Annotated in this window: 17 protein-coding genes; 6 read left to right on the plus strand and 11 right to left on the minus strand. The window is 66.2% G+C overall.

Annotation, left to right across the window (positions count from 1 at the left end; genetic code table 11):
* Positions 1–262 precede the first annotated feature (262 nt).
* Positions 263–1,192 carry a heme o synthase gene (locus BJQ94_RS09505; protein ID WP_265401012.1) on the minus strand — a complete coding sequence of 310 codons (930 nt, stop codon included), beginning with the start codon at positions 1,190–1,192 and terminating at the stop codon, positions 263–265.
* Between the two features lie 288 nt (positions 1,193–1,480).
* On the opposite strand from BJQ94_RS09505, the gene tkt reads away from it, so the two are divergent.
* From tkt to pgl, 6 genes are read left to right on the plus strand one after another with little or no spacing between them, the layout of a single operon-like run.
* Positions 1,481–3,574, plus strand: coding sequence for a transketolase (gene tkt / locus BJQ94_RS09510; protein ID WP_265401011.1), 2,094 nt, complete (start codon positions 1,481–1,483; stop codon positions 3,572–3,574).
* Between the two features lie 44 nt (positions 3,575–3,618).
* Entirely contained in the window at positions 3,619–4,731 is a 1,113-nt protein-coding gene (gene tal, locus BJQ94_RS09515) for a transaldolase (RefSeq protein ID WP_265401010.1), read from the plus strand.
* Positions 4,728–6,335: a glucose-6-phosphate isomerase gene (locus BJQ94_RS09520; protein WP_265401009.1), complete on the plus strand. Its 1,608-nt coding sequence runs from the start codon at positions 4,728–4,730 to the stop codon at positions 6,333–6,335. The genes tal and BJQ94_RS09520 overlap by 4 nt, the downstream gene beginning before the upstream one ends.
* A 57-nt stretch (positions 6,336–6,392) precedes the next feature.
* Positions 6,393–7,934, plus strand: coding sequence for a glucose-6-phosphate dehydrogenase (gene zwf, locus BJQ94_RS09525; protein WP_088456243.1), 1,542 nt, complete (start codon positions 6,393–6,395; stop codon positions 7,932–7,934).
* Positions 7,931–8,905, plus strand: a complete 975-nt coding sequence (locus BJQ94_RS09530; protein ID WP_265401008.1) for a glucose-6-phosphate dehydrogenase assembly protein OpcA — start codon at positions 7,931–7,933, stop codon at positions 8,903–8,905. The genes zwf and BJQ94_RS09530 overlap by 4 nt, the downstream gene beginning before the upstream one ends.
* Positions 8,902–9,672, plus strand: coding sequence for a 6-phosphogluconolactonase (gene pgl / locus BJQ94_RS09535; protein ID WP_265401007.1), 771 nt, complete (start codon positions 8,902–8,904; stop codon positions 9,670–9,672). Before BJQ94_RS09530 ends, pgl begins: the two co-directional genes overlap by 4 nt.
* A 95-nt stretch (positions 9,673–9,767) precedes the next feature.
* Here pgl and BJQ94_RS09540 read toward each other — a convergent pair whose 3' ends face one another.
* The 10 genes from BJQ94_RS09540 to uvrA form a co-directional block, all read right to left on the minus strand.
* Positions 9,768–10,136, minus strand: a complete 369-nt coding sequence (locus BJQ94_RS09540) for an RNA polymerase-binding protein RbpA (RefSeq protein WP_066595496.1) — start codon at positions 10,134–10,136, stop codon at positions 9,768–9,770.
* Positions 10,137–10,296: 160 nt separating this feature from the next.
* Positions 10,297–10,548 carry a preprotein translocase subunit SecG gene (gene secG, locus BJQ94_RS09545; RefSeq protein ID WP_066595498.1) on the minus strand — a complete coding sequence of 84 codons (252 nt, stop codon included), beginning with the start codon at positions 10,546–10,548 and terminating at the stop codon, positions 10,297–10,299.
* Positions 10,549–10,665: 117 nt separating this feature from the next.
* Positions 10,666–11,457 (minus strand): triose-phosphate isomerase, encoded by a 792-nt coding sequence (gene tpiA / locus BJQ94_RS09550; protein WP_265401006.1) that lies wholly within the window; start codon positions 11,455–11,457, stop codon positions 10,666–10,668.
* Complete coding sequence (locus BJQ94_RS09555; protein ID WP_265401005.1) at positions 11,448–12,662, minus strand: phosphoglycerate kinase; 1,215 nt, start codon at positions 12,660–12,662, stop codon at positions 11,448–11,450. Before BJQ94_RS09555 ends, tpiA begins: the two co-directional genes overlap by 10 nt.
* A gap of 14 nt (positions 12,663–12,676) precedes the next feature.
* Positions 12,677–13,681: a type I glyceraldehyde-3-phosphate dehydrogenase gene (gene gap / locus BJQ94_RS09560; protein ID WP_104166280.1), complete on the minus strand. Its 1,005-nt coding sequence runs from the start codon at positions 13,679–13,681 to the stop codon at positions 12,677–12,679.
* A 79-nt stretch (positions 13,682–13,760) separates the two neighbouring features.
* Positions 13,761–14,387 (minus strand): superoxide dismutase, encoded by a 627-nt coding sequence (locus tag BJQ94_RS09565; protein ID WP_265401004.1) that lies wholly within the window; start codon positions 14,385–14,387, stop codon positions 13,761–13,763.
* 147 nt (positions 14,388–14,534) lie between these two features.
* The gene (gene whiA, locus BJQ94_RS09570; protein ID WP_265401003.1) at positions 14,535–15,515 is read right to left on the minus strand and encodes a DNA-binding protein WhiA; all 981 of its coding nucleotides are present in this window, start codon (positions 15,513–15,515) and stop codon (positions 14,535–14,537) included.
* A 55-nt stretch (positions 15,516–15,570) separates the two neighbouring features.
* Positions 15,571–16,446 (minus strand): RNase adapter RapZ, encoded by an 876-nt coding sequence (gene rapZ / locus BJQ94_RS09575; RefSeq protein WP_265401002.1) that lies wholly within the window; start codon positions 16,444–16,446, stop codon positions 15,571–15,573.
* 60 nt (positions 16,447–16,506) lie between these two features.
* Positions 16,507–18,471 carry an excinuclease ABC subunit UvrC gene (gene uvrC / locus BJQ94_RS09580; protein WP_265401001.1) on the minus strand — a complete coding sequence of 655 codons (1,965 nt, stop codon included), beginning with the start codon at positions 18,469–18,471 and terminating at the stop codon, positions 16,507–16,509.
* Positions 18,472–18,484: 13 nt separating this feature from the next.
* On the minus strand, positions 18,485–21,355 hold the full coding sequence (uvrA, locus tag BJQ94_RS09585; RefSeq protein ID WP_265401000.1) for an excinuclease ABC subunit UvrA: 2,871 nt from the start codon (positions 21,353–21,355) through the stop codon (positions 18,485–18,487).
* Positions 21,356–21,395 lie beyond the last annotated feature (40 nt).

Here is a 21,395-nt window from a genome sequence, read left to right on the forward strand (position 1 = left end):
CCGTTGACCCGAGCCACCAACACCATCTCGCCCGCTCGCGCGAGAGCGGGGAAACGGTCACCTAATCGCGGGCGAACCACCCACATCGCCGCTTTCGCGGGAGCCCCATCTCGCGAGAGCGGGGAAACGGTCACCTCAGCGCGGGCGAACCACCCACATCGCCGCTTTCGCGGGAGACCCATTCCGCGAGAGCGGGGAAACGGTCACCTCAGCACGCGCGAAGCAGCCACATCGCCGCTTTCGCGGGAGACGTGCGCTGGGACTAGAAGGGCAGCAACGGGTCGACGCCCACGGCCACGAAGACCAGCGTGAGGTACGCGATCGAACCGTGGAAGACCCGCATCGGCGACACCTGCTCGTGACGGATCGTGAGGTTGTACAGGCGGTGGGTCTCGTAAATGAACCAGGCACCCGAACCGGCGGCGACGACGGTGTAGACGATGCCCATCCCGGCGACGGGGATCAGCAACAGCGAACAGGCCACGGTCGCCCAGGCGTAGAGGATGACCTGCAGGCCCACCTGGGCCCGGCCGCGCACAACGGCCAGCATGGGCACGCCGGCCGCCTGGTAGTCGTCACGGTACTTCATCGACAGCGGCCAGTAGTGCGGCGGGGTCCAGAGGAAGATGATCAGGAAAAGGATGAACGGCGGCCAGGACAGGTCACCGGTGACAGCGGCCCAGCCGATCAGCACCGGCATGCAGCCGGCGATACCGCCCCAGACGATGTTCTGCGCCGTGCGGCGCTTGAGGATCATCGTGTAGAAGACGACGTACAACAGAATGGCGCCGAGCGAGAGCAGCGCTGCCACCCAGTTCGTGAAGATCCAGAGCCAGGCGATGGACACGGCGCCGAGTACCCAAGCGAAAACGAGTGCCTGGCGGTCGGTCAGTTCCCCGGTGACCAGTGGCCGGTTCTGGGTACGGTTCATCAGCCGGTCAATGTCCCGATCGATGTAGCAGTTGAACGCACCAGCCGAGCCGGCGCTGAACGCTCCCCCGATGAGGGTCGCGAGAACCAGCCACAGGCTCGGGATGCCTCGCTCAGCCAATATCATGGTCGGCGCCGTCACAACAAGCAACAATTCGACGACCCGAGGCTTCGTGAGCGACAGATAGGCGCGGAACGTGCTGCCCATCCGCTGGATTCGCTCCGGCCGGCTGAGGGTAGGCGTCTGTTCGGCGGTGTCCATAACTCCTCGTGCGCTTCGCATATTGCCGTAATTCTAGATCATTCCGCCACCTCTCACGGCCCGCTCGGCCGTGCGACAGCGGCGCAATATCCGCGAAACAACGTCACCAAGTCCGGTTCCCTATACTGGAATGGCTCGCCAATCTAAGGTGCATGCATCCGTGAGCCACCTGATACGGGCCCCCTCCTGCGCACCTCGATGCCGATAACGATGTCGGCGGGCAATTACTCTCCAGCGGCGCGGAACAAACACGTGCCGCCTTTGACGGATTCAGAAGGGTCAGTTCACGTGGCAGCATTGCAGTGGGATTCCATCGACAACAGGGCGGTAGACACCGCTCGCATCCTCGCGGCAGACGCCGTGGAAAAGGTCGGGAACGGCCACCCGGGTACCGCTATGAGCCTTGCGCCGGCCGCCTACCTGCTGTTCCAGAAGGTCATGCGTCGCGATCCCGCTGACAACGAGTGGATCGGCCGCGACCGGTTCATCCTCTCGGTTGGCCACAGCTCCCTCACCCAGTACGTGCAGTTGTACCTCGGCGGTTACGGCCTCGAGCTCGACGACCTCAAGGCCCTGCGCACCTGGGGCTCCAAGACCCCTGGACACCCGGAATACGGCCACACCGACGGCGTCGAGATCACCACAGGCCCGCTCGGCCAGGGCCTCGCATCCGCCGTCGGTTTCGCCTACGCCTCGCGTTTCGAGCGCGGCCTGTTCGACCCTGAGGCCGAAGCAGGCACCAGCCCGTTCGACCAGTTCGTGTATGTCATCGCCGGCGACGGCGACCTGCAGGAGGGCATCACCTCCGAGGCATCTTCACTCGCCGGACACCAGCAGCTCGGCAACCTGATCGCGATCTACGACTCCAACCAGATCTCGATCGAGGACGACACCAACATCGCCTTCACCGAGGATGTCGCGGCCCGCTACGACGCGTACCACTGGCACGTGCAGACGGTCGATTGGAAGAAGACCGGCGAGTACGTCGAAGACATCGCCGCCCTCAACGACGCCATCGAGGCGGCCAAGGCCGTCACCGACAAGCCGTCGCTGATCATCCTCAAGACCATCATCGGCTGGCCCAGCCCGAAGAAGCAGAACACCGGCAAGATCCACGGCTCCGCTCTGGGCGCCGAGGAACTCGCCGGCGTGAAGGAAATCCTCGGTTTCGATCCGGAGAAGACCTTCGAGGTGGCGGACGAGGTCATCGAGCACACCCGCAAGGCCCTCGACCGCGGCGCTGAGGTGCACGCCGAATGGAACGTGCGCTTCGACGCCTGGGCCGCGGCTAACCCCGAACGCAAGATCCTCCTCGACCGGATCCTCTCCGGCGACCTGCCCGAGGGCGTCGACGAGGCCCTGCCCGTCTTCCCCGCCGGCACCGAGGTGTCCACGCGTGCGTCGTCCGGCAAGGTGCTCACCGCCCTCGGCGCGGTCATCCCCGAACTGTGGGGCGGCTCCGCCGACCTCGCCGAGTCGAACAACACCACCATCGGCGGTGCGGCCTCGTTCATCCCGAGCGAGCACTCCACCGGCGAGTGGACCGGTAACCCTTACGGACGTGTGCTGCACTTCGGCATCCGCGAGCACGCGATGGCCGCAATCCTCAACGGCATCGTGCTGCACGGCAACACGCGCCCGTTCGGTGGCACGTTCCTGATCTTCAGCGACTACATGCGTCCGGCCGTGCGACTGGCCGCGCTCATGAAGGCACCGTCGATCTTCGTCTGGACGCACGACTCCGTCGCTCTCGGCGAGGACGGCCCCACCCACCAGCCGATCGAACAGCTCGCGACCCTGCGCGCCATCCCCGGACTCGACGTGGTGCGCCCCGGCGACGCCAACGAGGTGTCCTGGGCCTGGAAGACGATCCTCGAGCGCCGCAACGGCCCGGCCGGCATCGTCCTCACCCGCCAGAACATCCCCGTGTTCGAGCGTGGCGACGGTGACGCGACCGGTGAGACCTTCGCCTCGGCGAAGAACGTCGCCAAGGGCGCCTACGTCCTCGCCGAAGCGCCGAACGGCACGCCCGACGTGATCCTCATCGCCACCGGCTCCGAAGTGCAGCTCGCCGTCAACGCACGGGAGGCGCTCAAGGCGGATGGCGTCAACGCTCGCGTTGTCTCCGTGCCGAGCCTGGAGTGGTTCGAAGAGCAGTCCGCCGAGTACCGTGAGGCAGTTCTGCCGAAGGCGATCACCGCGCGGGTATCGATTGAGGCCGGAATCGCGTTGACCTGGAACAAGTACGTCGGCGACCGCGGCCGCAGCGTCTCGATCGAGCACTTCGGTGCCTCGGCCGACTACAAGACCCTGTTCCGCGAATTCGGCATCACCACGGAGGCCGTTGTCGCCGCCGCCAAAGAATCCCTCGCCGCGCTCTGAGCGCGACACCATACAAGCGCAGCATTCAAGGAGATTTGACTTTCATGACTGAAACAACCCCCACCGCCGCACTCTCCGCCGCGGGCGTCAGCATCTGGCTGGACGACCTGTCGCGTCAGCGCATCCAGTCCGGCGGACTGACGACCCTCATCGAAGAGAAGAACGTCGTCGGCGTCACCACCAACCCGACGATCTTCGCCGGCGCGCTCAGCAAGGGCGAGGCCTACGCGGACCAGGTCGCCACCCTCGCCGCGGCCGGCACCAACGTCACCGACGCTGTGTTCGAGATCACCACGGATGACGTCGCCGCAGCCTGCGACATTTTCCGCCCGATCTACGACACGACCAACGGCTTCGACGGCCGTGTCTCGATCGAGGTCGAGCCCGGCTTCGCGCGCGACGCCGACAAGACCCTTGCCCAGGCCAAGCAGCTCTGGGCCAAGGTCGACCGCCCCAACGCGATGATCAAGATCCCCGCGACCATCGAGGGCCTCGAGGCCATCACGGAGACCATCGCGCTGGGTATCAGCGTCAACGTCACCCTGATCTTCAGCCTCGAGCGGTACCGCGCCGTCATCAACGCGTACCTCAGCGGTCTCGAGAAGGCCAAGGCCGCCGGCATCGACCTGTCCACGATCCACTCGGTGGCGTCGTTCTTCGTGTCGCGCGTCGACACCGAGATCGACAAGCGTCTCGCCGCCGTCGGCACCGCCGAGGCTCTCGCCCTGCAGAGCAAGGCCGGCGTCGCCAACGCCCAGCTCGCCTACCAGGTCTTCGAGCAGGCCTTCACGACCGAGCGTGCCGCCGGCCTGCTCGCGTCCGGTGCCAACAAGCAGCGTCCGCTCTGGGCATCGACCGGCGTCAAGTCGGCCGAGCTGCCGGACACCCTCTATGTGACCGAGCTCGTCGCCCCCGAGGTCGTCAACACCATGCCGGAGAAGACCCTCGAGGCCACCTTCGACCACGGCGTGATCGTCGCCGGTGCCGTCACCGGCGCCTACGCCGCGGCCAACGCCGTTCTCGATGCCATCGCCGCCCAGGGCGTCTCCTACGACGACGTCACCAAGGTGCTCGAAGAGGAAGGCGTGTCGAAGTTCATCATTTCCTGGAACGAACTCCTCGACACGGTGACCATCGCACTCGAAGCCGCCAAGTGAGCTTTCGGATCTCGGTGAGCGGCGCGGCGGCCGACGCCGTTCGCGCCGCAGTGCCAACCCTTGTCGACGACCTCGTCGCCTCTGGCATCACCTCCCTCGACCCCGCGCTGTGGGGCCAGGAGGCTGAGGACGAGGCCGGTCAACGACTGGGCTGGACCGAATCGGTCGCCATCTCGCGCCCGCTCGTCGCCGAGATCCTGGCCCTGCGCGAGGAGTTGACCGCCGCGGGCGTCACGCACATCGCCCTAGCCGGTATGGGCGGTTCCTCGCTCGCGCCGGAGGTCATCACCCGCACCAGCGGGGTCGACCTCACCGTCCTCGACGCCACCGACCCCGGCCAGATTCTGGCGGCGCTGAGCGACCGGCTGGAGTCGACCGCACTCGTGGTGTCGTCGAAGTCCGGCGGCACCGTCGAAACCGACAGCCAACGCCGGGTGTTCGAACGCGCCTTCCGCGAGATCGGCATCGACCCCGTCGACCGCATCATCGTGGTGACAGACCCCGGCTCGCCGCTCGAGGCATCCGCCACCGAGGCGGGCTACCGGGTGTTCACCGCAGACCCTACCGTGGGCGGGCGCTTCTCGGCGCTCACCGCGTTCGGTCTGGTGCCGTCCGGGCTGGCCGGCATAGACATCGGCCAGCTGCTGGACGAGGCCGAATCGGTCTCGCTGGCACTCGCGGTCGACAACGAGGACAACCCGGGACTTATCCTGGGCGCGGCTATCGCCGCGACCAGCCCCCGCCGCGACAAGCTGGCCATCGTCGCCGACGGCACCCACATTGTGGGTCTCGCCGACTGGGCCGAACAGCTGATCGCGGAGTCCACCGGCAAGAACGGTACCGGCATCCTGCCCGTTGTTCTCGACCTGGACGCCCCGGAGCTCACCGCTCAGCTGCCTGACGTCCAGATCGTGCGGGTCGTGGACGATGCCGGCGACGAGGTTTTCTCCGCCCATGACGGTGCAGACGAGATCCGCGTCAGCGGAACACTCGGCGCACAGTTCCTGGTCTGGGAGTATGCGACCGCGGTCGCGGGCCGGCTGCTCGGGATCAACCCGTTCGACCAGCCCGACGTCGAGTCAGCCAAGATCAGGGCCCGCGGCCTGCTGGACTCCCGACCGGAGCCCGAGCCTGCCGCGTTCATCTCCGACGGTATCGAGGTGCGCGGAACCCCGCACGTGATCGGTGCCGCCAGCGATCTGGCCAGCGCCGTCGACGCGTTGCTCGAGGAACTCGGACCCGACGGGTACGTGGCCGTGCAGGCCTACATCGACCGTCTCGCACTCCCCCAGCTCGCCGAGGTCCGCGGACTCCTGGCGACGTTGTCCAAGCGTCCGGTCACGTTCGGCTGGGGACCCCGGTTCCTGCACTCCACCGGACAGTTCCACAAAGGCGGCACGCCCACCGGCGTGTTCCTGCAGATCCTCAGCACCCCCGCAGAGGACCTCGAGATCCCGGATCGCCCGTTCACCTTCGGTGAGCTCATCCAGGCTCAGGCCGCTGGTGACGCCAGCGTCCTCGCCGAGCAGGGCCGTCCGGTACTCACTCTCACGTTGACCGACCCGGCGGCGAACATCCACACTCTGTTCGCGGCACTTCGCTAGGTCGAGTCTTCGCCCCTCACCGCCTTTATTCCCTGCCTTTATCTTCTAAGGAGCCGCATGTCCCCGGTGGAAATCACCCCGGAGTTCAATCCGCTGCGTTCACCCTCCGACTATCGCCTGAACCGGATTGCGGGGCCCTCCAGCCTCGTCATCTTCGGCGTGACCGGAGACCTGTCGCGGAAGAAACTCATGCCAGCCGTCTATGACCTGGCGAACCGAGGGCTGTTGCCGCCCGGTTTCGCCCTCGTCGGGTTCGCCCGGCGGGATTGGGACAACCAGGACTTCATGCAGGTGGTGCACGACTCCGTCAAGGAGTACGCGCGCACCGAGTTCCACGAGGACGTCTGGGCGCAGTTGGCCGAGGGGATCCGGTTCGTTCCGGGTACCTTCGATGACGACGCCGCATTCGAGCTCCTCAAAGAGACGATCGAGGAACTCGACCGCGAGCGTGGAACCATGGGCAACCATGCGTTCTACCTGTCGATCCCGCCGAAGGCCTTCCCTCAGGTCACCGAACAGCTGCGCCGCTCCGGCCTGGCCGAGCAGAAGAACGGCCAGTGGCGCCGCGTCGTCATCGAGAAGCCGTTCGGCAGCGATCTGAAGACGGCACGCGAACTGAACGACGTCGTCGAGTCGGTCTTCCCGGCCGACTCGGTGTTCCGCATCGACCACTACCTGGGCAAGGAGACGGTGCAGAACATCCTGGCGCTGCGCTTCGCGAACCAGCTGTACGAACCGATCTGGAACGCCAACTACGTCGACCACGTGCAGATCACCATGGCCGAGGACATCGGCGTCGGCGGACGGGCCGGGTATTACGACGGCATCGGTGCCGCGCGCGACGTCATCCAGAACCACCTCCTGCAGCTCCTGGCGCTCACCGCCATGGAAGAGCCGATCTCGTTCGACGCAGCCGACCTGCGCACCGAGAAGGAAAAGGTGCTCGCCTCCGTGCGCCTGCCGGAAGACCTGGCGACGGGCACAGCCCGCGGCCAGTACGCCGGCGGCTGGCAGGGCGGCGAGAAGATCCTCGGCTTCCTCGAAGAGGACGGCATGAACCCGGAGTCCCTCACGGAAACGTATGCGGCCCTCCGCCTGGAGATCGACACGCGGCGCTGGTCCGGTGTGCCGTTCTACCTGCGCGCCGGCAAGCGCCTCGGTCGCCGGGTCACGGAGATCGCCGTGGTGTTCAAGCGGGCCCCGCAGTACCTGTTCGAGAAGAGCCAGACCGCGGCGCTCGGTGAGAACGCCCTGGTCATCAGGGTTCAACCCGACGAGGGCGTCACCATCCGCTTCGGCTCCAAGGTCCCCGGTGTCGGCATGCAGGTGCGCGACGTGACCATGGACTTCGGTTACGGGCACGCCTTCACCGAAGCGAGCCCCGAAGCCTACGAACGGCTGATCCTCGACGTGCTGCTCGGCGACCCGCCCCTCTTCCCCCGCCATGAAGAAGTAGAGCTATCGTGGAAGATCCTCGACCCGATCGAAGAGTTCTGGACCACCCAGGGCCAACCGGAACAATACCGACCTGGAACCTGGGGGCCCGCATCAGCCGACGAACTGCTGTCACGAGACGGCCGGAACTGGAGACGCCCATGATCGTCGATCTGCCGGACACCACCACCGCCAAGATTTCCAAGGCGCTTGTGCGCATCAGGGAAGAGGGCGGCGCTGTCGCCCTCGGCCGGGTGCTCACCCTCATCATCGCCGCCGAACTCGGCCACGAGGAGGAGGCCATCGAGGCCGCCAACGACGCCTCGCGGGAACACCCGATGCGCGTCATCGTTCTCTCGACCCAGGCGGATGTCACCACGGCCTGCGAGCCGCGGGTCGATGCCGAGATCCGTGTCGGCGGCGACGCCGGGGCGAGCGAAGTCATCGTGCTGCGCGCGTACGGCGATGCCGCCAGCGACCCGGAAAGCCTCGTCACCGGGCTCCTGCTGCCGGATGCTCCCGTCGTGGCCTGGTGGCCGGGCGAGGCGCCAGAGGTGCCGGCAGAATCACCGCTGGGACGCATCGCGTACCGTCGTATCACCGACGCGTCCGCGCAGGCTGACCCGCAGGCTGCACTCACCCGGCTCTGCACGACCTACCGTCCCGGTGACACCGACTTCGCTTGGACGCGTCTGACGCTCTGGCGTGCGCAGCTCGCTGCCGTGCTCGACCAGCCACCGTACGAGTCGATCACGGCGGTGTCCGTCAGCGGCGCCCTGGACTCCCCGTCCACCACTCTCCTCGCCGCCTGGTTGCAGCTGGCGTTGCAGGTGAATGTGGACTACGAACTCACCTCGGGTGAGAACTCCAACGGTATCCGCGGTGTTCACCTCACCCGGGCATCCGGAGTCATCTCGCTCGAACGTGAGGTGCCGGGTATCGCCACGCTCACCCAGTCAGGTCAGCCGGTGCAGGACCTCACCCTCAAGCGCCGCAGCCTGCGGGATTGCCTGAGCGATGAATTGCGCCGGCTGGACCCCGACGAGCTCTTCGGCGAGGTCATCACCCAGGGCCTCCCCCAGCTCGCCGGACCCAGCGCACTGGCCGCTCAGGACACGGCCGGAGCCCGCTCATGACGCACGACAGACGCGTGCTGGTGCACGACGACAAGGCCGCCCTCGTGGCCTCCGTCGCCACCAGGTTCATCACCAAGATGGCCGACATCCTGCACGAACAAGGCCACGCCCATGTGGTCCTCACCGGCGGCACCGTCGGCACCGCGGTACTCGAGGCGATCAACGCGTCCCCCGACCGCGACAGTGTCGACTGGGCCAAGATCGACTTCTGGTGGGGCGACGAGCGCTGGGTTCCCCGCGGGCATTCCGATCGCAACGAGGTGCAGGCGCGTACCGCCCTGCTCGACCACATCACTATCCCGGCCCGGAACGTGCACACGTACCCGGCCTCCGATGAGGGTTTGGATCTCGACGCCGCGGCCGACCGCTACGCGGCGGAGCTGAAGTCCATGGCGGCCCCGGACGCCCTGGTTCCGCAGTTCGATGTGACGTTCCTCGGTGTGGGGGCTGATGGTCACATTGCATCGCTCTTCCCGCACATGCAGGGCATCAGGGAGAACGATCTCACGGTCATCGCCGTGTTGAACTCGCCGAAGCCGCCGCCGGAGCGGGTGAGCCTGACCCGCTGGGTGCTCAATTCATCCGAGCGGATCTGGCTCGTCGTCTCCGGCTCTGACAAGGCGTCGGCCCTCGGCCTGGCCCTGGCCGGTGCCAGCCGTGACGAGGTTCCCGTTGCGGGCATCCGTGGTCGCCACTACACCGACTTCTTCGTCGATGGTGAGGCGGCCGCTGAGGTTCCGGAGAACCTCATCGCGCAGCCTCACTAGCCCGCCTGCAACGCGAAAAGCGCATCGGTTCCTCGGAACCGATGCGCTTTTCTCGTGCATCCCTGGGATGCGTCGAGCCTGTTGGTTGTGCTGGGTTAGTTCGTTGCGCTCAGCTTGCCCCTGCGCACACGAAGCTGCTGGAGTGCCTCCTCGAGGAGGGACTCCGCTTCCTCTTCGGTGCGGCGCTCCTTCACGTATGCCAGGTGCGTCTTGTACGGTTCGAGCTTGACCACCGACGGCGGGTTCTCCTTGTCGCGGCCGGCGGGCAGGCCGGACGACGGGCAGTCGATCGTGTCGGGGATCTCTTCGTCGGGCAGGTTCGCGGCGAAGTAGCGAACGGTTTCGTTGCCGAGAGCGTCCCAGTAGGACACCCGGATGCGATCGGCGTGAAAACCGCGGTCCTGCTCGCCCATGGGGCCGGCTCCGACTCGCGAGCCGCGAATTGCGCTTCCACCAGATGCCATTGTGTTCCTCCGCTTAAAAACTGTTCGGCGTATTCGGGTTATGCCACTCATGTCCGGTTCCGCCGTGGGAAACCGGATGCGACGAGGTCGCGAGTCTGGTGCGTGACGCTTGTGCCGGGCTAGGACCGCGTGGTGCTGCAGTCCTCATCCGGCGCCGACATCAGGCTCCGGTATCGAATTTGGTGATCAGGCCCAGCACGACGATGCAGGAGATCCACAGTACGGCCAGGATGATCGTGATGCGGTTGAGGTTACGTTCGGCGACGCCGGAGGCGCCGAGGTTCGAGGTGACGCCGCCGCCGAACATGTCCGACAGCCCACCACCGCGTCCCTTGTGCAGCAGAATGAGCATGGTGAGCAGGAGGCTCGTAATACCGAGCAAGACCTGCAATACAACCTGGAGAATCTCCACGCGAAACCTTTCACAAAACGATGGGCGCTAGAGCTCCACCAAGACCACTGGCAATTATAGCCTGACGGCAGACGAAACCCGCCGCACCCCCCTCACGAGGGGCACGACGGGTGAACGCTACAGTCCGACGTGCTTCTGGAAGCGGACGATGCTGGAGAACTCGGTGATGTCCAGGCTGGCACCGCCGACGAGGGCACCATCGACGTTCGGCTCCTTCATGAAGCCGGCGATGTTGACGCCCTTGACCGAACCGCCATAGAGGATGCGGGTCTTGTCGGCCACGTCCTGGCCGAGGACCTCGGCGAGCGTCAGGCGCAGCGCGGCCGCGACCTGCTCCGCCTGCTCCGGCGTTGCCGCCTGGCCGGAGCCGATGGCCCAGACCGGCTCGTAGGCAACCACGATGTCCGCTGCGTTGTCGACTCCGGCAAGGGCTGCCTTCAGCTGAGCAACGGGGACGGCGCTCGGGCCGTGCAGTTCCAGGTCTGCGGCGGTCTCGCCGACGCAGATGATCGGAACCAGGTTGTGTCCAAGCGCTGCCGTCACCTTGGCGGCAACGACATCGTCGGTCTCATTGTGCAGGGTGCGCCGCTCGGAGTGACCGATGAGCACGTACTGGCATTCGAGCGCGGCCAGGAAAGCAGCCGAGATCTCGCCGGTGTATGCGCCGGACTCCTGAGTGGAGACATCCTGGCCGCCGTACGCGAGGGGCAGCTTGTCGGCTGCCACGAGCGTCTGGACGCTGCGGAGGTCGGTGAACGGGGGGAACACGGCAACCTCGGTCGACGTGAAGTCGTGGCCGGCGTCCTTGAGGCTCCAGGCAAGCTTCTGGACGAAAGCGATGGCCTGGAGGTGGTCCAGGTTCATCTTCCAGTTGCCTGCGATCAGTGGAACACGCGTGTTTACTGCCATCCGAGGACCTCCAGTCCTGGCAGTCGCTTGCCCTCGAGGAACTCGAGGCTGGCGCCACCGCCGGTAGAAATATGACCGAACTGGTCATCGTTGAAACCGAGGATGCGCACGGCCGCGGCGGAGTCTCCTCCACCGACGACGCTGAGCCCATTGACCTCGGTGAGTGCGGCGGCAACCGTGCGGGTGCCGTCAGCGAATGGTGCCAACTCGAACACGCCCATCGGGCCGTTCCAGAACACCGTCTTCGAGTCGCGGATGATCGCGGCGAATGCGGCTGCGGTGTCCGGACCGATGTCCAGGCCCAGTCCGGCTGCGCCGAACGGGGTGTCCTCGATCTCGTTGGCCGGGGTGGTGACGTACTCGGCGTCTGCTCCGAACTTGGAGGCGACGACGACGTCGGTCGGAAGGACGATCTTCACGCCCAGGCGGTCGGCCTCGGCGAGGTAGCCGCGAACGGTTTCGATCTGGTCGACCTCGAGCAGGCTGGCGCCGACCTTGTGGCCCTGGGCCGCGAGGAAGGTGAACAGCATGCCGCCACCGATCAGGAGCGAGTTCACCCGCGGAAGCAGGTGACCGATGACACCGAGCTTGTCCGACACCTTCGAGCCGCCGAGGATCACCGTGTACGGCGCCTCCGGCTTCTCGGTGAGGCGGTCGAGCACGTCGAGCTCTGCTGCGATGAGCAGGCCGGCAGCGCTCGGCAGGATCTGGGCCAGGTCGAAGACGCTGGCCTGCTTGCGGTGAACGACACCGAAGCCGTCGGAGACGAGAGCGTCACCGAGGGACGCGAGCTCAGTGGCGAAGGCCACACGCTCGGACTCGACCTTGCTGGTCTCCCCCGCGTTGAAGCGGAGGTTCTCCAGCACGACGATGCCGCCGTCCGTCAGGGCTGCAACCGCAGCCTGCGCGGAGTCGCCGACGGTGTCAGTGGCGAAGGCCACCGGGGAACCGATCAGTTCAGCCAGGCGCGCCGCAACCGGCGCCAGGCTGTACTTCAGGTTGACCTGGCCGTCAGGGCGCCCGAGGTGAGAAACGATCACCAGACGGGCACCCTGCTCGACCAGAGCCTTGAGGGTGGGCAGGGACGCCCGCACGCGGCCATCGTCGGTGATCTGGCCGTCTTTCAACGGAACGTTCAGATCACACCGAACGATGACGCGCTTGCCGTGGAGCGATCCCAGCGATTCGATAGTGCGAAGCGTCACTGCGTGTCCCCTAGTTAGAGACGCTCGGCGACGAACTCGGTGAGGTCAACCATGCGGTTGGAGTAGCCCCACTCGTTGTCGTACCAGGAGGACAGCTTGACCTGGTCGCCCAGGACGCGCAGCAGGCCGGCGTCGAAGATCGAGGAGTGCGGGTCGGTGACGATGTCGCTGGAGACGATCTCGTCTTCGGTGTACATCAGGATGCCCTTGAGGGGGCCCTCTGCTGCTGCCTTGTACGCGGCCTTGATGGCTTCGACGGTGACCGGCTTCTCGGCGATGACGGTCAGGTCGGTGATGGAACCGGTGGGCACGGGTACGCGCAGTGCGAAGCCGTCAAGCTTGCCGGCGAGCTCCGGGAGGACGATGCCCAGGGCCTTGGCGGCACCGGTGGACGTCGGGATGATGTTGACGGCGGCGGCGCGGGCGCGACGCAGGTCGCTGTGCGGGCCATCCTGCAGGTTCTGGTCTGCGGTGTAGGCGTGGATGGTGGTCATGAGGCCACTCTTGATGCCGAAGTTGTCGTTGAAGACCTTGGCCAGCGGTGCGAGGCAGTTCGTGGTGCAGGATGCGTTCGAGATGATGTCGAACTTCGCGGAGTCGTAGGTCTCCTCGTTGACGCCCATGACGATCGTCGCAACGTCGCCGGTGGCGGGAGCGGAGACGATGACCTTCTTGGCACCGGCGGTGATGTGCTTGCGCGCATCGTCAGCCTTGGTGAAACGGCCGGTCGACTCGATCACGATGTCGACGCCCAGGGCACCCCAGGGGAGGTTGGCCGGGTCGCGCTCGGCGAGAACCTTGATCGGCTTGCCGTTGACGAGGATGGAATCTCCCTCGACGGAGACGGTGGCGTCCAGACGACCCGTGATGGAGTCGTATTTGAGCAAGTGGGCCAGCGTCTTGGTGTCGGTGAGGTCGTTGACCGCGACAATCTCGATGTCGCTGCCCTGGGCCAGGGCGGCGCGCAGGTAGTTGCGGCCGATGCGGCCAAATCCGTTAATACCAATCTTTACAGACACGAATGACTCCTGTTATTGATGGCGCGTGTGGCGCCGGTGATGGGAATGAAAAAAACTGAAGGTTAGAGGGGGGAACGCGTCAGGACAGCAGCAGTAGGCCGCTGGTCTTCTCCCTGGCGGTGACGAAGCGTGCCTGGACGTTCTCCCAGTCGACGATGTTCCAGAACGCCTTGACGTAGTCGGCGCGCACGTTCTGGTAGTCGAGGTAGTACGCGTGCTCCCAGACGTCGAGCATGAGGAGGGGAACGGTTCCGGCCGCGAAGTTCGCCTGCTGGTCGAAGAACTGCTGGATGATCAGGCGCTGCCCGATCGAATCCCAGGCCAGCACCGACCAGCCGGAGCCCTGCACGCCCATCGCGGTGGCCGCGAAGTGAGCCTGGAACTTGTCGAAGGACCCGAAGAAGTCATCGATCGCGCTGGCGAGTTCGCCAACGGGCTTGTCGCCGCCGTTCGGGGACATGTTCGTCCAGAAGATCGAGTGGTTGACGTGGCCGCCGAGATTGAACGCAAGGTCCTTCTCGAGCTTGTTGACGTACACAAGGCTGCCGGAATCCCGGGCCTCTGCCAGCTGGGCGAGCGCGGTGTTCGCTCCGGTCACGTAAGCCTGGTGGTGCTTGCTGTGGTGGAGCTCCATGATGGTGCCGCTGATGCTCGGCGCGAGCGCCAAGTAGTCGTAAGCCAGTTCAGGCAGGGTGTATTCGGCCATAGCTCGTATCTCCTCATTTATGTGGCAGCGGCGCGATTTCTCACGCCATCTGCACTGTAAGTGACCTTTTTAGTCTACTCAGGTGAACAGGGGACGTTAGTCCCCTCTTCCCCCGGACGGGGGCCCGGCAGAGGCACCGGTGAGAGTTCAGACGTCGTCGAGGTCGGCGGGGAGGTTCGCGTCGGTTCCAGGGATGCCCAGGTCGACGGCCTTCTTGTCGGCCATGGCCAGAAGCCGGCGGATCCGGCCGGCGACGGCGTCCTTCGTCATCGGCGGATCGGCGTGGTGGCCGAGTTCGTCGAGGCTGGAATCGCGGAAGGACAACCGCAGCTCCCCCGCGTACCTGAGGTGCTCGGGGATGTCGTCGCCGAGGATCTCCATGGCCCTGTCGACCCTGGCGCACGCCGCGACGGCTGCCTGTGCCGAGCGGCGCAGGTTGGCGTCGTCGAAGTTGACCAGGCGGTTGGCCGTTGCCCGCACCTCGCGGCGCTGGCGCAGGGCTTCCCAGTTGAGCACGGTCTCCTGCGCGCCCATCTGCACGAGCATCGCGCCGATGGCGTCGCCGTCACGGATCACGACACGGTGCACCCCGCGTACTTCCCTGGCCTTGGCGACGATGCCCAGCCGACCGGCCGCGCCGACGATGGCCATCGCGGCCTCGTTGCCCGGGCACACCACTTCCAGGGCCGCCGAGCGGCCGGGGTCGGTGAGCGAGCCTGTCGCCAGAAACGCACCGCGCCAGACCGCCGCGATCTCATCCTTGGAGCCGGTCGTCAAACGGTTCGGCAGCCCGCGGATGGGGCGGCGCCTGGCGTCGAGCAGACCGGTCTGCCTCGCCAGGGTCTCTCCGCCGTCGAGTACCCGCACCAGGTAGTGGTTGGTGCGGCGGAGCCCGGACGCCGTGATAACGGTGACATCGCTGCGCACTCCGTAGAGTTCGGCGAGATCTTTCCGCACCCGGCGAGCCAGGAGGGGGGTGTCCAGCTCGGACTCGATCGCGATGCGGCCGGAGATCATGTGCAGGCCGCCGGAGAAACGTAGGATCGTCGCCAGTTCGGCCGCGCGGACCGTGGTTTTCGAGACCTCGACGCGTGCTAGTTCATCTTTGACGTCGATGGTGAGTGCCAATCGTCATGTCCATTCTGTTGTTCGGGCCGGCCATCATGATAGCGGCGGCCTGTTGTTATTCTCGTCCGAGGTCGCGGTGCTTGAGGCTGACCGCGACGCCGGGAAATTCTTGGAGGAGCTTGGCCAGTTCCCGCGCCATGGCGACGGAGCGGTGCTTGCCGCCGGTGCATCCGATGGCGATGGTGGCGTGGCGCTTGTTCTCGCGCTGGTAGCCGGCCAGGACCGGCCTGATGGCGGCGGCATAGTTGTCGATGAACTCCCGTGCCCCCTCCTGACCGAGAACATAGTCGCTGACTTCGGGGTCCAGCCCAGTGTGCGGGCGCAGGTCGGGGATCCAGAACGGGTTGGGCAGGAAGCGGGCGTCCGCAACCATGTCCACGTCGGTGGGGAGCCCGTACTTGAACCCGAAGCTCATCACCGTGAGGTGCAGGCCGGCCGCGTTTTCGGCGGCGAAGCGTTCGGTGATGGTGGTGGCCAGCTGGTGGATGTTGAGGTCTGAGGTGTCGATGACGACGTCGCAGGATTCGCGCACGACCGCCAGCCGGGTGCGTTCGGCCGAGATGCCGTCGAGGATGGTGCCTTCGCCCTGCAGCGGATGTGGGCGCCTGACCGCTTCGAAGCGCCGCACGAGTACGTCGTCGCGGGCCTCGAGGAAGATGACGCGCACCTGGGTGCCGGTGCGGAGCGCCTGGACGAGTTCTTGGAAGTCGCCGAAGAAGTCCCGGCCGCGGATGTCGACGACGGCGGCGATCTTGGGCAGGCTCGTGCCGGCCCGGCCGACCATGTCCACGAGGGGGCGGAGCATCTGCGGCGGCAGGTTGTCGACGACGTACCAGCCGAGGTCTTCCAGCGCGTTCGCCACGGTCGATCGTCCGGCGCCGGACATGCCGGTGACGATGAGCATCTCCTGCTTCTCGGTCTCCGTGCTCATGCTGGATTATGCCTTCGGTCGAGGTGGGTGTCTGTCCAGCCTATCGACCGGGCGGCGACTTCAGGCGCGCAGGTGCTGGTGGATGCCCTCTGCGAGGGTCGGTCCGATGCCCCTGATCTCGGCGATCGAGTCGACGGAGGCCTCCCGCAGACGGGTGACAGAGCCGAAGTGCTGCAGGAGCACCTTGATCCGGGCCGGGCCGAGGCCGGGGATTTCACCGAGAACTGTGTTGATATCGCGCTTGCGCCTGGCCCGTTGGTGGGTGATCGCGAAGCGGTGAGCCTCGTCGCGGATGCGCTGGATCAGGAACAGGGCGTCGCTGTTGCGCGGCAGGATGACCGGATAGTCGGAGTCCGGCAGCCAGATCTCCTCGAGACGCTTGGCGATGCCGCACAGGGTGATCCCTTCCACCCCGGACTCGCGCAGCGCCCTGGCCGCCGCGGCGACCTGAGGTTGGCCGCCGTCGACGATCAGGAGATTGGGCTGGTACCGGAACTTCTTGCGCTTGGCGGCGACCTCAGGGCTGTCGGCGTCGACGGCCGGGCCTGCCGCCGACTCATCGGGGGCCGGGTCGACGAGGGGATCGTCTCCATCGGTCAGGGTAATGACGCCGCCCTTCGGCAGCGCCTCCGGGGTGGCGTCATTGGGCACCAGGTACGCCAGCCGCCGGGTGAGCACGCGGTAGAGGGAGTCGGTGTCGTCGGTGGACTCGGGAACGCTGAAGCGGCGGTACTCGTCCTTGCGCGGCAGGCCGTCTTCGAAGACCACCATCGAGGCCACGATGTTCGTTCCGCCCAGGTGCGATGCGTCGTAGCATTCCATCCGCAGCGGAGCGGTCTCCATGCCCAGGGCCTCCTGGAGGTCCTCGAGGGCCTTGGACCGGGCGACGAAGTCCGAGCTGCGCCGGGTCTTGTAGAGCATCAGCGCCTGTTTGGCGTTCTGCGCCGCGGTGGCGAGCAGAGCCGCCTTCTCCCCGCGCTGGGCGGCCACGAGACGCACCTTGCGGTGCGCGATCTCGCCGAGCCAGCCCTCGAGAGCGTCGGCGTCGTCCGGCAGCTCCGGCAGCACGATCTCCCGCGGCGGCACGGCGCCGCCGGTGTACGCGGTCTGCATGGTCGAATCGATGAGTTCGCTCATGGACAGGTCGAGTTCCTTGTCGACCACCCAGCCGTGCACACCACGGATGCGACCGCCACGCACGATGAACAGCTGCACGGCCGCAGCCAACTCGTCCTGTTCGATCGCGAAGAGGTCGATGTCCACGTTGTCGCGCAGCACCACCGCGCTCTTCTCGAGCACCGCTTCGAGCGCCTTGACCTGGTCGCGGCGTCGGGCGGCCAGCTCGTAGTCCTGCGCGAGCGCGGCATCCTTCATCTGCGCGACGAGGGTGTTGATCAGCTTGCGGTCCTGGCTCCCCATGAAGCTCACGAACTCGTTGACGGTCTTGCGGTGTTCCTCGATGCCCACCTTGCCGGAGCAGGGGCCGAAGCAACGGCCGATCTGACCGGCGAAGCACGGCTTGCCCGACTGCATGGCGCGTTTGTAGTTGGAGTTGTTGCAGGTGCGGATCGGGAAGGCCTTGAGCATCAGGTCGATGGTCTCGTGCACGGCCCACACCTTGGGGTACGGGCCGAAGTACCGCGCGCCCTTGATGCCCGTGGTGCGGGTCACCAGGGCCCGCGGGGCCTCGTCGGCGAGGGTCACCGCGAGGTACGGGTAGGACTTGTCGTCCTTGAACTGCACATTGAACGGCGGATCGAACTCGTTGATCCAGGTCCACTCGAGTTGCAGCGCCTCGACTTCGGTGCCGACCGTCGTCCATTCGACGCTCGTCGCCGTGGTCACCATCCGCCGGGTGCGGTCGTGCAGGCTGCTCAGCGGGGCGAAGTAGTTGCTCAGCCGGGCGCGGAGGTTCTTCGCCTTGCCCACATAGAGCACCCGGCGGGAGGCGTCACGGAACCTGTAGACCCCGGGTTCGGTGGGGATTTCGCCCGGTTTCGGGCGATAGCTCAACGCATCAGACATGGTCTTCCTCCGCCTAGCGCCCGGCGAGGACCTCCTTCAGGAACATTCCGGTGTGGCTCTTCTTCACGCCGGCTACGTGCTCGGGGGTACCGGTCGCCAGCACCTTGCCGCCGCCTGAACCGCCCTCTGGGCCCAGGTCGATGACCCAGTCCGCGGACTTGATCACATCGAGGTTGTGCTCGATCACGATGACGGTGTTTCCCTTGTCGACGAGACTGTTGAGCACCAGGAGAAGCTTCCGCACGTCTTCGAAGTGCAGACCGGTGGTCGGCTCGTCGAGCACGTACACGCTGCGCCCGTTGGAGCGGCGCTGCAGTTCCGTGGCGAGCTTGACCCGCTGGGCCTCCCCGCCGGAGAGCGTCGTGGCGCTCTGGCCGAGGCGCACGTAGCCGAGGCCCACCTCGACGAGGGTCTTCAAGAACCGGTGGATCGAGGAGATCGGTTCGAAGAACTCGGCCGCCTCGCTGATCGGCATGTCGAGGACCTCGGCGATGTTCTTGCCCTTGTAGTGCACGGTGAGGGTGTCGCGGTTGTACCGTGCGCCCCCGCAGACCTCGCAGGCCACGTACACATCCGGCAGGAAGTTCATCTCGATCTTGATGGTGCCGTCGCCCGAGCAGGCCTCGCAGCGGCCGCCCTTGACGTTGAAGCTGAACCGGCCGGGCAGGTAGCCGCGGGCCTTGGCCTCCATGGTCTCGGCGAACAGCGTGCGGATCTTGTCGAACACGCCGGTGTAGGTGGCCGGGTTCGAGCGCGGGGTGCGCCCGATCGGGGCCTGGTCGACGTGGATGACCTTGTCCAGCTGGTCGAGGCCGGTGACCTTGGTGTGCCGGCCGGGCAGCTTGCGGGCACCGTTCAGCCGGTTGGCGAGCACCCGGTAGAGCACGTCGTTGACGAGCGAGGACTTGCCGGAGCCGCTCACGCCGGTGACGGCGGTGAAGACGCCCAGCGGGAACTTGACCGTGACCTTCCTGAGGTTGTTGGCCTCTGCGCCAACGACGGTGATCTCCCGCTCGGGGTCGAGCGGCCGTCGTGTCGTCGGCGTGGCGATCGACTTGCGGCCGGACAGGTAGTCGCTGGTGAGCGACTTCGTGTTGGTGAGCAGGTCCTCGTACGACCCGGAGTGCACCACGTGGCCGCCGTTGACACCGGCGCCAGGGCCGATGTCGACGACCCAGTCGGCGGTCTTGATGGTGTCCTCGTCGTGCTCGACCACGATCAGGGTGTTGCCGAGGTCACGCAGGGCCACGAGGGTCTCGATGAGGCGCCGGTTGTCGCGCTGGTGCAGGCCGATACTGGGCTCGTCGAGCACGTACAGCACACCGGTGAGCCCCGAACCGATCTGAGTGGCCAGGCGGATGCGCTGCGCCTCGCCGCCGGAGAGGGTGCCGGCCGCGCGGGCCAGGCTGAGGTAGTTCAGGCCCACCTGGAGGAGGAAGTCCAGGCGCACCTTGATCTCGCGCAGCACCTGGGCCGCGATGGTCTTCTCCCGGTCGGTCAGTTCGAGCTTGTCCATGAACGACCGGGCATCGGACAGGCTGAGCCGGCAGATGTCCGCGATGCTCTTCTCGTGCACAAGAACGGCGAGCACCTCGGGCTTGAGCCGGGTGCCGTCGCAGACGGGGCAGTCGACCTCACGCAGGTATTCTCCCCAGCGCTGGCGCTGGGTGTCGGTCTCGGCCTGGAGGAACTGGCGTTCGATGTAGGGAACCACGCCTTCGAAGCCGGAGGTGTAGCTCATCTCCCGGCCATAGCGGTTCTTCCACTTCACCTTGACCTCGAAGTTGTCGCCGCGCATGACCGCGGTGCGCACCTCCTCCGGAAGCTTCTTCCAGGGGGTGTCGAGCGAGAACTTGAGGTCGCGGGCGAGGCCGTCGAGGAGCTTCTCGTAGTACTGGAACAGGCCCTTGCCCTGGGTGGTCCAGGGCAGCACGACGCCTTCGGCGATGCTGAGCGACGGGTCACCGAGCAGCAGGTCTTCGTCGACGGACATCCGGGTGCCGAGGCCGGAGCACTCGGGGCAGGCGCCGAACGGTGCGTTGAACGAGAACGTGCGCGGCTCGATCTCGGTGAGCTGAACCGGGTGGTTGTTCGGGCAGGACAGCTTCTCGGAGTAGCTCTCCCAGGCGTCGTCTCCGGTGAGGTCGACGTAGTTGACCTGCACGAGGCCGTCGGTGAGTTTGAGCGCCGTCTCGAGCGAGTCGGTGAGCCGGCTGAGCAGGTCGGGGCCGGCCACGAGGCGGTCGACGACGACGGAGATGTCGTGCTTGACCTGCTTCTTGAGGGTGGGCGGTTCGTTCAGCTGGATCTGGGTGCCGTCGACCATGGCGCGGGAGTAGCCGGCTGCGGCGAGCTCCTTGAACAGGTCGACGAATTCGCCCTTCTTCTGCGAGACGACGGGGCTGAGGATCTGATACCGGACCCCGGTCTCCATCTCCATCAGCTGGTCGGCGATCTGCTGCACGGTCTGGGACTGGATGATCTCCCCGCAGATCGCGCAGTGCGGCACGCCGATGCGCGCCCAGAGCAGGCGCATGTAGTCGTAGATCTCGGTGATGGTACCCACCGTGGACCGCGGGTTGCGGTTGGTGGACTTCTGGTCGATCGACACGGCCGGGCTCAGGCCCTCGATGAAGTCGACGTCAGGGCGGTCGACCTGACCGAGGAATTGCCGGGCGTAGGCCGACAGCGATTCGACGTAGCGGCGCTGGCCCTCGGCGAAGATGGTGTCGAAGGCCAATGATGATTTGCCGGATCCGGAGAGGCCGGTGAACACCACGAGCGAGTCGCGCGGGATGTCGAGGTTGACGTTGTGCAGATTGTGCACGCGTGCACCGCGGACACTGAGTTGAGAGCCGTGCTCTACCTGGGAAATTGACACCATTCGAGTCTATGCAGTGCCACCGACACTGCTGTGCCACCGG

The sequence above is a fragment of the Cryobacterium sp. SO2 genome (genome assembly GCF_026151165.2).
Taxonomy (GTDB): domain Bacteria; phylum Actinomycetota; class Actinomycetes; order Actinomycetales; family Microbacteriaceae; genus Cryobacterium.

Excerpts from the sequence above, each read along its gene's own strand:
- pgl (WP_265401007.1), top strand. The coding sequence starts at position 8,902 with ATGACGCACGACAGACGCGTGCTGGTGCACGACGACAAGGCCGCCCTC.
- tpiA (WP_265401006.1), bottom strand. The coding sequence starts at position 11,457 with ATGGCAGTAAACACGCGTGTTCCACTGATCGCAGGCAACTGGAAGATG.
- zwf (WP_088456243.1), top strand. The coding sequence starts at position 6,393 with ATGTCCCCGGTGGAAATCACCCCGGAGTTCAATCCGCTGCGTTCACCC.
- BJQ94_RS09530 (WP_265401008.1), top strand. The coding sequence starts at position 7,931 with ATGATCGTCGATCTGCCGGACACCACCACCGCCAAGATTTCCAAGGCG.
- uvrA (WP_265401000.1), bottom strand. The coding sequence starts at position 21,355 with ATGGTGTCAATTTCCCAGGTAGAGCACGGCTCTCAACTCAGTGTCCGC.
- BJQ94_RS09540 (WP_066595496.1), bottom strand. The coding sequence starts at position 10,136 with ATGGCATCTGGTGGAAGCGCAATTCGCGGCTCGCGAGTCGGAGCCGGC.
- rapZ (WP_265401002.1), bottom strand. The coding sequence starts at position 16,446 with ATGAGCACGGAGACCGAGAAGCAGGAGATGCTCATCGTCACCGGCATG.
- BJQ94_RS09565 (WP_265401004.1), bottom strand. The coding sequence starts at position 14,387 with ATGGCCGAATACACCCTGCCTGAACTGGCTTACGACTACTTGGCGCTC.
- tal (WP_265401010.1), top strand. The coding sequence starts at position 3,619 with ATGACTGAAACAACCCCCACCGCCGCACTCTCCGCCGCGGGCGTCAGC.
- BJQ94_RS09505 (WP_265401012.1), bottom strand. The coding sequence starts at position 1,192 with ATGGACACCGCCGAACAGACGCCTACCCTCAGCCGGCCGGAGCGAATC.
- uvrC (WP_265401001.1), bottom strand. The coding sequence starts at position 18,471 with ATGTCTGATGCGTTGAGCTATCGCCCGAAACCGGGCGAAATCCCCACC.